The following is a 12,556-nucleotide window of genomic DNA, read 5'->3' on the forward strand; positions in this document are numbered from 1 at the left end:
GATGTTAGGGGCTTACATAAATGCCAAAAAAAAAATCAACAAACAAAACCACCACTATAGGCAACTTTTTCCAGAATTTTGGGAGCCAAATTATGATCATGTTTATTACTTTATTATCAGGTGTATTACTTGCTAGAGGGTTGGGGGCTGATGGTAGAGGGAAATATATCGCAATCACAATGTGGACAAATTTATTATACTGGGCTCTTAGTTTTGGTATATATCAAACTGTCCTTTACTATTGGAAATCACATGACAAACCCAAAAAGGTGATATTTACAACTTTTCTTGTGTACACTTTAATCGCCTGCATTTTAGCAATTATAATCTCAGAGTTGGTAATTGTTCCACTTATAACGGTCGATTACGATACAGAATTGGTGGTAGCAGCGAGAATTTACTTTGTTGGAATCATTTACTTAGCATTTTCCGATGTACTCATGGCTTCATTAGCAGGAGATGAAAAGTTTGGTTATTCAAACATGCTTCGTATTGCTATTCCAGGAGTGACCACCTTATTGATGTTGAGCTTATTTTTGTTTGGGATCCTCGATGCCAGATCCGCACTGTATGCTTCATTTATTACCTCAAGTAGTTTATTTGTTTTAAATTTAATTAAAATTTTAAAGCTGAATTACATTGGCCTTAAGATCGACTGGCCTTTGATGTGGAAAGCATTTAAATATGGGGCAAAATCACAAGGTGGAGATGTAGCGGGTATGGCATCGAATAACTCTACTCAGATGATTTTGTCCGTTTTTTTACCTCCAGCATCACTTGGTTTGTACTCTACAGCACAGAGCGCCATTTCTCCACTAAAGACAATTACATCTACTATAGCCATCACGACACAACCTAAGCTAACTGCTGAAGATATAGGAAAGGTTCATAACCGTGTGACAGAAATATTTCGTAAATCAATCATTCTTATCGGTACTTCTTCTATTGGGTTGGCTTTAGTTCTTCCATTTCTTTTACCGTTTGTCTATGGTAACGAGTTTGAGGCTGCTATCCTTCCAGCGTTGGTTCTTCTTCCAAATCTATTGTTTAACAGCCTTTCAAATGTTCTTCGTAATGCTTTGAATGGAGCAGGTATGACATTTATTAATACAAAATCAGAACTTATAATCCTTGTTTTCACCATCATATCCTTATATGTCTTTTTGGATCGTTGGGCCCTGTTAGGAGCAGCAATTGTAACATTACTTACTAGCATCTTGAGATTGGCTATTTTTTATTATGAGTATAGAAAACGAATGATCCAAATTTCTTATAAAGCTGTAATTCCTACATGGAGTGATGCAAAAGGAATCTATAACGTAATTAGGTTACAACTCAATAAACTGCGGGGATCAGTTCGTGAATATCATTAATAATTCGAAAAAATAGTGAGGAGACTTAATGTGTTAACGCTTAGTATCGGCATAATAACACGTAATAGATATCATGATTTAATTAGATGTGTCACCTCTATTGAAAATAGTATTGACCATTGTATAACGAATGGAGGAGGACTCTCAATCGGAGAGTTGGTTATTTCTAATGATGGCTCGGAAATAACAGTAAAAGACATCAGGTATACCTGGAAGGTTATAGAGGGACCAAAGAAAGGGATTGGTGCCAATAGAAATAATATAATTGACAACATTAATGGAGAATACATTCTAATTACAGACGATGATATGGAATTCCCGGTGGATTTTATCAAGAAATCATTAGAGAAATTGCTAACAGTAAACAGGAATATTGTCCTTACTGGTAGGTTGAAAGATACCAAGGGGTATATAATTCCGACGGAACCAGACTTCTGGGGATATCGAAGAATTCCAATCGATATTTCACAACAGCCAAGAGGATTTTCTGATCCTGTAACATGGTTTCCAGTGAACTGTTTTTCTAAGTGTAGATTCGATGATTCTGTAACATATGGACCAACTGAAATGGATTTTTCCTATCAGCTTAGATTTAATGGATATGAGATTACCTATATGCCGGAGTTATGGGCAATTCACTGGGGTGAAAATAGAACAAGTGTTACGTTAAACAAAGCTCACATGGAGTTTTCAAGGATTTATTACACACTTAGAAGGTATCATTCGTGGGAACGTTCCACTCTGAACTTGTTGTTATTCCGTATACTAGAATTGCCTCGACTTACTGTTGCACTCACAAGAAAAATGGGGTTGAAGGGCATATTACTAGCGTTTCATGCGTTTGTAAAAGCTAATGTGCAGTTCGAACGAGGGAAACACTCAATGGAAAGGGAATTGGAGGATACATCTTCTCATTCGATAATTTGAGCAGGCTATGGAATAGCAGCTAATTAAGTAAGGAGTGAGTGAGTATACATGAACATACTTTTATCTATTCATCATAGATTAAACAAAAACGAAGGGGCTCCAGGTGTAACATACCAACTGTATCAAGAATATAAGGAATTAGGACACGAGGTATCTATTTTCTCAATTGACGATATTCCCTCCTTTATTCCAAATAAACTCAAGTCCTTTTTATTTCCGGTTTTCTTTTATTTCCATGTAAAAAAAACATCAAGGAAGAAGAAAATCCATGTTATCGACGCATCAAGCGGGGATTCATGGATTTTAAGTTTATTAAGAAACAATAAGCGGAATCTGGATACTGTTCTTGTAGCGAGAAGTCATGGATTAGAGCATACAGTTCACCAATCACGACTAGATCAACAAAGAGTTGGTGATATTAAACTTTCGTGGAAATATCCTATTTATCATGGAGGATTACGATTATGGGAAGTATCCACTTCATTTAAAAAGGCGGATGGATGTCTCTTTTTAAATAAACATGATCTTCAATATGCATTGAAGAATATAAAGGCCAATGAGCGATATTCTCGAATTATTAGTAACGGCCTACCTAATTATTTTCTCAATTTAAGTGGTGCTATTAAACCAGTCCCTAGTCATGAAAAAATGCAAATTGCTCAAGTTGGAAGTTATATTCCTAGAAAAGGTATCTTGTATACTGCAAAAGCCATGAATGTGATATTAGAGCAATTTCCTAGTATAGAGCTTTCCTTTATTGGTACGGGATGTAGCGTTGAGAAGGTGCTCATGGATTATAAACCTGAATTTCATAACAGAATTCATGTGATTAGCAAATATAACCATGAAGATTTACCAAAGTTACTAATAGGTAAGCATATCTTGATGTTTCCATCATTAGCTGAAGGCTTTCCTTTGGTACTTATCGAAGCAATGGCATGTGGTCTACTACCGATAGCAACCTCGACCCCAGGACCTCTAACGATACTTAAAGATGGATATGATTCTGTTATTGTCCCACCAGCCGATAGTAAAGCGATAGAAAATTCCCTGCACAATATTGTTACAGATCCTGAGCGATTGAATCAGATACGCATCAATGCCTACAAATCAGCACAGCGATATAAATGGTCAGTAATAGCAAAAGAAACCATTGAGTTTTATGAAGAAATTAGACTTGGTAAATCTAACTTAAATGAAAGGACCAGATTGTTTTGATTAAAGAAGTTATTTTTCTTAGAAGCATTGCATGTTTAGCTATTGTTCTGGGCCATTCCATCGCCTCATCGCTAAGCTGGTACCCTCATATAACTTCCGAAGCCGGGTATATAACGGATTCTTGGAAGATGCTAATGCAGCTCCTGCTCTTTGGAACGCCGATATTTGTTTTTATCAGCGCGCTGGTTTTATCTTATTCATACCCGAATGGAACTCCAAAGCATTTTTTATCGAAGCGTTTAATATTTATACTGATTCCCTATGTAATTATGGGTCTGGGTTATGCCATATTGGCCTCTTTAACGCAGGGCTCATTCAACAATCTGTTGGGAAATATGTTTGATAATGTAATTCTTGGACAATTCCACGGTTACTTCATCATTATCATATTTCAATTTTACTTGCTTCATATCGTCTTTCATAAGCTTGTTAATTACATCAGAATTGAACGATTAGTAATCTATTCCCTGATTATTAATGTTATCTATTTACAGATTGCAGGGGTATATCTTCAAGATACAAGGTGGGGGACACAGTTATGGTGGTTCCCTTTGTGTGCGTGGATTTTTTACTATTCCTTGGCATATTATCTAGGCCGGAATCTTGATAAATTTAGAAGCGCATTGAATCGACATCGATGGGCTATTGGAATTAGTGTATTCTAACCGGAGCTCTAGTCCTTACGTTATTCCATTTTAATGTACTACCATCGTCAGGATCGAAACGTATTGATGTGCTGCTGTATACCACATTTACATGCTTTTTCCTCTTTTACATTGGTTCAAGGATGAAGAAGATTCCATCGGTCTTTGTTGCGATTAGTTCGTACTCCTTTGGGATCTACTGGCTGCATGTTTTCTATATACAGGTTTTTCACAAAGTTTATAAAATGCTGGCTGTTGACTACCAACAACTTTTAAATGTTTCAGGGTATATTATAGTTTTATTTATCGGCAGTACATTGTTATCGATAGCTACGGTTTATTTGCTTCATAAATTTAGATTTGGAGCTTATGTCGTGGGTAAAATCGGGGCTCCGTATAACAAAAGTCAAATAAATCATAATTCGGTGGAATCGCTGAAAGCATCCTGAGATTCAGATTATCGGTATTACGTTCAATATTTCAAATTATGAATCAAGAAAAGAGAGATACCATGAATGTGCTTTCAACCGGAATGGGATGGATCGATATCCAGCATGGAGGTTTAAACCGTTATTTTGCAGATTACACCAAAGCCATGAAAGAATTTGGACATTCTGAACTGGGCTTTGTCGTCGCTCCTAAAGGAGTGGAGCTGCCTTCAGACTGGAACATCAGTAACGCAACCAACGAGCTTCGCCTCAACCACTTCCTTCCACGTATGAAATCGGTGCAGAAGCATGCGGTTCAAGCGGTCCGAAGCTTTCATCCGGATGTATTTAATCCACATTTTGCGTTTTACACAACCATGGTTACAAGAAACCATATCCCTGCGCATATTCCCATTGTCACACACTTCCATGGACCATGGGCCATGGAATCCAGAGTAGAGGAAAAGTCAACTGCGGGTGCAATAAAAAATACAAAGTATTGGATCAAAAAGCAAGTGGAGCAGTTGACCTACCGCCGTTCCGATAGTTTCATTGTACTTAGTGAATATTTTCGTGATGTATTGACCGAAACCTACGGCGTAGATGAGCGGAAAATACATATCATACCCGGTGCAGTGGATCATAATCGCTTTCGGCCGCATCCAGATCGTAATGAATTAAGACTGCGATTAGGCATCGCCCCCTATCAACCTATACTCTTCTGCATCAGGAGATTGGTTCGCAGGATGGGGATCGACCGACTGATTTATGCCATGGTAGATGTGGTGCGAGTATTCCCTGAGGTCCGATTGTTCATCGGTGGAGACGGACCGATGCGGGCGGAGTATGAAGCGTTAATCCTTCGGCTTGGACTTTCTCCCAATGTGAAACTGCTTGGCAGAATTTCAAATGAGGAGCTTGTTGAGTACTACCAGGCTGCTGATATCAGTTTAGTGCCGACACTCACGTTAGAGGGGTTCGGTCTTATTACCGTTGAGTCTCTTGCCTGTGGTACGCCGGTACTGGGAACCCCTTATGGGGGAACGAAGGAAATTTTGCATCAAGTATCGGATGATTTGATGTTTGAAGACGGTACTGCTGAATCGATAAGCAAGAAAATCATTGATGTTTTGAATAAAGACTCATTCCTTCCTTCACGAGAAGCGTGCAGGGAACATGTATTGAATCGGTACACATGGAGTCGAGTGGCGGAAGCGGTGACCGCTGTTTTCACGGAGGAAGTTGAGAAAAGAAAGGTATTCAGAACATGAAAATCGCCTTTTATAACCATACAAGCACGGTAAGTGGTGCGGAGATCAGTCTCTTGTTAACTGCAAAATATGTAACGGAGGCACATCCGATTATATTTGCCCCCGAAGGGGAACTGCTGCAGAAGGCACGCAATCAAGGAATCGAGGTTGTTGCTCTACCCAGTTATAGGGCGCGAATGACCAGAAATCCATTTCTGCTTGTTGTCTATGTGATGGGGATGCTGTGGGCAGGATGGAAGCTTGCTCTTCTCATGAAAAAAAGCCAAGTGGATCTCATCCATGCGAATTCCATCCGAGCAGGTATTATGGCTGGACTATTCGGATGGTACCATAGTCTACCCGTTGTGTGGCATATTCGAGACATGCCTCCCCAAGGTTATATAGGCAATCTAATCAAAAGACTCGCAGGGAGTACAGCTAAAGCGCTGATCTGTATTTCAGAATCTGTCTTGCAAAGTATGGAGCATCCTTCCGTAGCTAAGCGGTGCCACCTTGTACATAACGGTGTGGAGCTAAAGAGCTTTCATGACGAAGAGAAACAAAGGATTAAAGGGCATATCCGTTCGGAATTACAAACACCACAGGAAGCACAGGTGCTGGCTATCATCGGTCAAATTGCTCCCTGGAAGAGACAAGAAGATGCCATAGAAGCATTCGCAAGTCTTATTCGTGAAGAACGGAATGCGGTTTTATGGATCGTTGGGGAAGCCAAGTTCAGGCAAGAGAACGAACGTTATCTGGTCAGATTGCAAGAGATGGTTAAAGCTTTTGGCCTTGAAGACAAAGTCATATTCACCGGATTCCGGGAAGATGTATTGGAGATCTGCTGTGCTGCAGATCTCCTTTTATTATGTTCGGACCATGAACCTTTCGGCAGAGTCATCATTGAAGCCATGTCACAAGGCACTCCGGTTGTGGGAACCAGGGGCGGTGGTGTACCTGAGATTATTGATCATGGGGTGAGCGGGTTCATGTATGAAATCGGAAATACAGATGAACTCGCACAGTATATCCGTCAGGTGCTCGATGATAAGGCTGTATGGTCTTTACTTAGTCAAAATGGGCAGGAAAGAGTAAGGGAGATGTTCTCCATTAAGCAGACATCTCATAATGTTCAACAGATCTATAAGGAGCTATTGGCGAGACCCGGCGTCGAATCGATAGAGCGTCAGCGGGCAAAGGAGATTGTATAATGCGGAATTTGAAAGTGGCTATCGTACATGATTACCTCAATCAGATGGGAGGAGCCGAACGGGTTGTGGCTGTATTCCACAAGATGTTTCCCGATGCTCCAATTTATACGACGATCGTCGATGAGAATAAACTGCTTCCCGAATTGAAGGATGCAGTCATTTATACCACATGGATGCAGCGCATACCTGGGATATTGAGCAAATTCAAACTGTTTTTCTGGCTGTATCCTTTTGCTGTTCGATCCATGAATGTAAAAGGCTACGATCTTATTCTAAGCTCCAGCAGTGCTTATGCGAAAGGTGTGAGGAAGGGAAATCAGAGTGTGCACGTATGTTATTGCCATGCTCCCATGCGCTTTGCGTGGAATTTTGAAGCCTATATGGATAGCGTGCAAGTGCCGAATCTCGTGAAGCGGATTGCTAAATGGTTCACCTTCCCCCTTCAAGCATGGGATAAGGACAACTCCAAGCAGGTGGATTACCTTATTGCCAACTCTACCATCGTGAAACAGAGAATCAGGCAATGGTATGGAATAAATGCCTCTGTTATATTTCCCCCCGTAGAAATTAGTCGGTTTAGCATCGATGAAGAGAAGCCGGAGGATTATTTTCTCGTTGTCTCCAGATTAGTATCTTACAAAAAAATTGACCTCGCCGTAGAGGCCTGCACTCGTCTAGGCCGGCGGCTGATCGTCGTTGGAGATGGACCGGATCGACAGAGGCTTGAGCAGTTAGCAGGTGATACCATTACTTTTCTCGGCAGAAAAAGTGATGAAGAGGTTGTCCGCTATATGCAGCATTGCCAAGCGCTTATCTTTCCGGGGATTGAGGATTTTGGGATTACACCGCTTGAAGTGAATGCATGCGGTCGCCCGATCATTGCGTACCGTGAAGGCGGAGCTTTGGACACGGTCGTAGCGGAGAGGACCGGACTGTTTTTCGACAAACAATCGATAGACTCGCTTTCCGAAACGATTAGGCGCTTTGACCAATATGATTGGGATTCGGAATGTATTCGGGAGCATGCTGAGAAATTTAGCGAGGATGTATTTGTAAAACGACTGCAGACCAGCATCGATGGCCTGATCAGGGCAAGAGAGATCAACGCTAAGCTTATGGAAGTGGAAGGGAGCTATTAAATCATGCATATTGTTCTATTGTCTGGGGGCAGCGGCAACCGATTATGGCCATTGTCCAATGAGACACGTTCCAAGCAATTTCTGAAGATATTAGACGGGGAGTCAGGACGACGCCAGTCGATGGTTCAGAGAGTATGGGATCAGTTAGGACAAATGGACCTTCAGCAATCCACGATTGTGGCAACCGGGAAATCCCAGGTAGAACTACTCCAAAATCAGCTTGGTTATGAGGTGGAAATTATCATAGAACCGGAACGGAGAGATACTTTTCCGGCGATTGCTTTATCAGCGGGATATTTATATTCCATTAAAGGTATCAGTCTCAATGAGGTTGTGATCGTACTTCCGGTTGATCCGTTTGTCGAGGATCATTTCTTCGAGAAGGTAAAGGAATTAGAGGCGTTAATGCTGGAAAGCGGCGCTGATCTCGGGTTGATGGGGGTTTTGCCTGATCATCCATCCTCGAAGTTTGGTTACATCGTCCCTCAGTCGGCATCGAATTTAGAGAATGGGACGGAATTCTTCAAGGTGAGCCACTTTGTAGAAAAACCTGAAGAAGAGCATGCGCTTCGGCTGATAGAACAAACAGCGTTTTGGAACTGCGGCGTGTTCGCTTTTCGGCTTGAGTATCTCATTCATTATCTGATAGAGAAATCGCTTCCTATTCAATATGATGAATTGCTTCAGCAATATCGCCGTATAAACAAAACAAGCTTTGATTATGCCGTGGTTGAGAAAGCGCAAAACATCGTTGTTATGCCTTATAAAGGAATGTGGAAGGATTTAGGAACTTGGGATGCATTGACCGAAGAAATTCATACCCCTTTGATCGGAAAAGGAACCTTAACCGACGATTCCTCCAATACGCATGTCATCAATGAGTTGGATATTCCCATAACGGTCATCGGAGCGCCTAATTTGATTGTTGCCGCTAGTCCCGACGGTATTCTGGTCTCTGAGAAGAGCGCCAGTATGCGGATAAAGGAAGTGCTCCAATTCGGAGACCAGCGGCCTATGTATGAAGAGCGTCGCTGGGGACGATATCGCGTGCTCGACTATACCAAGTATCCAAACGGCAATGAAGTATTGACAAAACGGATATGCATTTTAGAAGGGAAGAATTTAAGTTACCAATATCATTTGCTGCGCAGCGAAGTATGGACGGTGATATCCGGTCAAGGCGAAATGATATTGGACGGCAACGTTCGAATGATTGGTAAGGGGGATGTTGTTGTTATCTCGGCTGAAGCAAGGCATAGTCTACGCGCTATCACCGATATCGAAATCATTGAGGTGCAAACCGGCAGCGAATTGATTGAGGATGATATTGTAAGATTGGCGATGAATTGGGATGAAATCAAGATAAGTGTTTTAACTTCATAAAGGATAGCGAAATCCGCTATCAGAGGAGTGAAAAAGGATGAAAATCACGGTCATTGGTACGGGCTACGTTGGCCTGGTCTCAGGCGTATGCTTCTCCGAGCTTGGAAACGAGGTCATCTGCGTAGATAAAATAGAGGCTAAGATTGAACAACTTCAACGTGGAGAGATTCCCATTTACGAGCCTGGTCTTCAGTCGTTGATCACCGTTAATAAGGAAGCAGGGAATCTTCGTTTTACCACCGATTTGATCGCTTCAGTCAAGCAATCGGACATCATCATCATCGCGGTGGGAACACCGTCTATGCCGAATGGGCAAGCCGATTTGAGTTATATCGAGATGGCAGCCCAAGAGATCGGGCAGGCGATGAACAGTTATAAGATTATCGTAACGAAGAGTACCGTTCCGGTAGGAACGAACGAAAAAGTCAAAGAAATCATTGCACAGCATACACATGAATCCTTTGATATCGCTTCGGTGCCTGAATTCTTGCGGGAAGGCACGGCGGTTCAAGACACCATGAATCCAGACCGGATTATTATTGGAACGGACAGCAAGAGGGCAGAGGAGCAGCTTGTTGAGTTGCACAAACCTTTGACGGAAAATATGATCATAACGGATGTTCGCAGTGCTGAAATGATTAAATATGCTTCTAATGCTTTTCTTGCTACAAAGATTTCCTTTATCAATGAAATTGCAAATATATGTGAGCGAGTTGGAGCTGATGTGACGAAAGTAGCCTATGGTATGGGTTATGACAAGCGCATTGGCTCTTCTTTTCTGAAAGCGGGTATCGGATACGGTGGTTCCTGCTTCCCTAAAGACACACAAGCTCTTATTCAAATAGCCGGACAGATGGATTACGATTTTAAGCTTCTAAAATCCGTCGTTGAGGTCAATCGAGACCAACGCCTCAACATTATTCGCAAGTTGGGAGCCTTGATGGGTGATCTAACGGGTAGAACGATTGGGGTTTGGGGATTGGCGTTTAAGCCTGAAACCGACGATGTCCGTGATTCGCCGGCATATGAGATTATATCGGAATTAATGGAACGAGGGGCAAAGGTGAAGGCTTACGATCCAGTTGCGACGGATAATTTCAAGAGAAATTATGATATTGCCGGAATTACTTACTGCCGAAATGCCCGGGAAGCAGTTTGGCAAGCGGATGCACTTTGTATTTTAACGGAATGGAATGAATTCCAGCAGGTTCCATTATCCGATATCGAGAGTTGGTTGAAATCGCCGTACCTGATCGATGGTCGTAATATATACGATGAGGAACAATTGGCAAAGACGAAGCTTGTCTATTACTCGATCGGCCGGCCAGGAATGAATAAAGGCGTAAGAGAGCAAGTGCCTGCACTCTTGCTATGATCAATTTTATTGGGGTGGATACCTTGATTATTGAAGATGCCGTTAAGTTGGATCTGAGTGATATCTCCAAAGAGCTGTCTTTTTTACTCTATCTTCTCCGCAATAACACGCATGAAGAAATTCTCATAAAGCAATATGCATCGGATGTCGATTGGGATATGTTCATGAAACTCGCGCTGCACCACCGGGTTTATCCGCTTGTATATCTGCGACTTAAAGGGGTGGATGCATCCCTCATTCCATTCGAGGTTATGGCGTCTCTCCAGCAGCATTATCATAGTAACGTGATGAAAATGCTTCATTTAAGCAGGGAAATGAGCCAGCTTTGTGAGGCGCTCAAGGATACTGGGGTGCGTACACTTTTGCTTAAAGGCCCTATACTAGCTACGCAGCTCTATGGGGATCTGGCACACAGGACTTCGAAGGATTTGGATATCTTGGTGGATGCGGATGACGTGGAAAGAGTTGAACGGGTGCTGGTACAGCTTGGGTACGAATTGCAGGATGAACGTATCTTGGGAAATTGGAAGAAAACAAGCCATCATTTGTCCTACGAGCATAAGAAACATTCAGCGCAGATCGAAGTTCACTGGCGTCTGAATCCTCATTATAACAAGTCATTCTCCTTTGATTTATTGTGGGAGCGCAGGAATGATGTGATGCTGTCCCATCAGATTTATCATTATCTGGGAAATGAGGATTTGCTAAACTATCTGGCCGACCATGGTGCCAGGCATGGTTGGTTCCGGCTGCGTTGGCTGATGGATATTGCAAGGCTGCTTCCCATGATAAACAGCAACGATATGAAGGCCCACTTTGAGCGATATGGGGGGCAGCAATATGTAGGGCAGGCCTTTATTCTTTTATCGCGACTGTTCTCAGTCGACATTCCGCACGATATGACTGTATTAACGATAAACTCGAAAGCCCACCGCCTTGCACAAAGTGCACTCTACTATATTAAAAGGATCGTCAAATTGAACCCGGTGCCGGAGAAAAGCGTGGCATGGCGTTATAACCGTTACCTATTCTCGTTAATGACGGGACAACAGAAAGTTTTGTATATATTGAATAAGTTTCTGCCCAATTCGCGGGACGCTTCGGTACTGCCATTACCCAAATCACTGCACTTTCTGTATTATCCGCTCCGGCCATTTCTCTGGTTCTGGCGGCGTATGAAACAACCATCGATTTAAGGGTGCAGCATCATCGCTTTTATCATTGGATCACAATCACAATCCATTTTGTAGAAGCGGGTATCATCAGAATATTCTCAGGCCAGTTTATATAGCTGAAAAAAGGGGGGTTCTATCCATGACTACTGAATTAATCACGACAGACGCTCTCGTTGTACAATCTGAAGGTTTCCTGGTCAGTGATATGGATGGCGAGAAGGTGATGCTGAGCATCGAAAACGGCAAGTATTATAATCTGGGACGGATTGGCGGGCGAATATGGGAACTTATTTCGTCTCCCGTCACGATCTCCAATATGGTGGATCAATTGGTATTGGAGTATGAGATCGAGCCGGAGCTCTGTGAGCAGCAGGTACGATTATTCCTCAAGCAGTTAGCCACAGAAGGCCTTGTTCAGGTGGATAAATAG

General features: G+C 42.2%; 10 protein-coding genes. All 10 read left to right on the top strand.

The window, feature by feature from the left end:
- Positions 1-20: 20 nt before the first annotated feature.
- The 10 genes from MHH48_RS01775 to MHH48_RS01820 all read left to right on the top strand — a co-directional run bounded on the left by MHH48_RS01775 (position 21) and on the right by MHH48_RS01820 (position 12,556).
- Positions 21-1,373 carry an oligosaccharide flippase family protein gene (locus MHH48_RS01775; RefSeq protein WP_076322562.1) on the top strand — a complete coding sequence of 451 codons (1,353 nt, stop codon included), beginning with the start codon at positions 21-23 and terminating at the stop codon, positions 1,371-1,373.
- A 30-nt stretch (positions 1,374-1,403) separates the two neighbouring features.
- A complete protein-coding gene (locus MHH48_RS01780; protein WP_076322561.1) occupies positions 1,404-2,300 on the top strand; it encodes a glycosyltransferase family 2 protein in 897 nt (298 codons plus the stop codon).
- Positions 2,301-2,348: 48 nt separating this feature from the next.
- A complete protein-coding gene (locus MHH48_RS01785; protein WP_076322560.1) occupies positions 2,349-3,518 on the top strand; it encodes a glycosyltransferase family 4 protein in 1,170 nt (389 codons plus the stop codon).
- 1,155 nt (positions 3,519-4,673) lie between these two features.
- Positions 4,674-5,861, top strand: coding sequence for a glycosyltransferase family 4 protein (locus MHH48_RS01790; protein WP_076322557.1), 1,188 nt, complete (start codon positions 4,674-4,676; stop codon positions 5,859-5,861).
- Positions 5,858-7,054 (top strand): glycosyltransferase family 4 protein, encoded by a 1,197-nt coding sequence (locus MHH48_RS01795; RefSeq protein ID WP_076322556.1) that lies wholly within the window; start codon positions 5,858-5,860, stop codon positions 7,052-7,054. The genes MHH48_RS01790 and MHH48_RS01795 overlap by 4 nt, the downstream gene beginning before the upstream one ends.
- Entirely contained in the window at positions 7,054-8,193 is a 1,140-nt protein-coding gene (locus MHH48_RS01800; RefSeq protein ID WP_083659643.1) for a glycosyltransferase, read from the top strand. The genes MHH48_RS01795 and MHH48_RS01800 overlap by 1 nt, the downstream gene beginning before the upstream one ends.
- Positions 8,194-8,196: 3 nt before the next feature.
- Complete coding sequence (locus MHH48_RS01805) at positions 8,197-9,576, top strand: sugar phosphate nucleotidyltransferase (RefSeq protein WP_076322555.1); 1,380 nt, start codon at positions 8,197-8,199, stop codon at positions 9,574-9,576.
- Positions 9,577-9,613: 37 nt separating this feature from the next.
- The gene (locus tag MHH48_RS01810) at positions 9,614-10,951 is read left to right on the top strand and encodes a UDP-glucose/GDP-mannose dehydrogenase family protein (RefSeq protein WP_076322554.1); all 1,338 of its coding nucleotides are present in this window, start codon (positions 9,614-9,616) and stop codon (positions 10,949-10,951) included.
- Between the two features lie 23 nt (positions 10,952-10,974).
- Positions 10,975-12,147 carry a nucleotidyltransferase family protein gene (locus MHH48_RS01815; RefSeq protein WP_179090627.1) on the top strand — a complete coding sequence of 391 codons (1,173 nt, stop codon included), beginning with the start codon at positions 10,975-10,977 and terminating at the stop codon, positions 12,145-12,147.
- A gap of 118 nt (positions 12,148-12,265) precedes the next feature.
- Positions 12,266-12,556: a lasso peptide biosynthesis PqqD family chaperone gene (locus tag MHH48_RS01820; RefSeq protein WP_076322552.1), complete on the top strand. Its 291-nt coding sequence runs from the start codon at positions 12,266-12,268 to the stop codon at positions 12,554-12,556.

This window comes from Paenibacillus sp. FSL F4-0100, assembly GCF_037993005.1.
GTDB lineage: Bacteria > Bacillota > Bacilli > Paenibacillales > Paenibacillaceae > Paenibacillus_AQ.

Coding starts and splice junctions, on each gene's coding strand:
- MHH48_RS01785 (WP_076322560.1), top strand. CDS start 2,349: ATGAACATACTTTTATCTATTCATCATAGATTAAACAAAAACGAAGGG.
- MHH48_RS01820 (WP_076322552.1), top strand. CDS start 12,266: ATGACTACTGAATTAATCACGACAGACGCTCTCGTTGTACAATCTGAA.
- MHH48_RS01805 (WP_076322555.1), top strand. CDS start 8,197: ATGCATATTGTTCTATTGTCTGGGGGCAGCGGCAACCGATTATGGCCA.
- MHH48_RS01795 (WP_076322556.1), top strand. CDS start 5,858: ATGAAAATCGCCTTTTATAACCATACAAGCACGGTAAGTGGTGCGGAG.
- MHH48_RS01775 (WP_076322562.1), top strand. CDS start 21: ATGCCAAAAAAAAAATCAACAAACAAAACCACCACTATAGGCAACTTT.
- MHH48_RS01810 (WP_076322554.1), top strand. CDS start 9,614: ATGAAAATCACGGTCATTGGTACGGGCTACGTTGGCCTGGTCTCAGGC.
- MHH48_RS01800 (WP_083659643.1), top strand. CDS start 7,054: ATGCGGAATTTGAAAGTGGCTATCGTACATGATTACCTCAATCAGATG.
- MHH48_RS01790 (WP_076322557.1), top strand. CDS start 4,674: ATGAATGTGCTTTCAACCGGAATGGGATGGATCGATATCCAGCATGGA.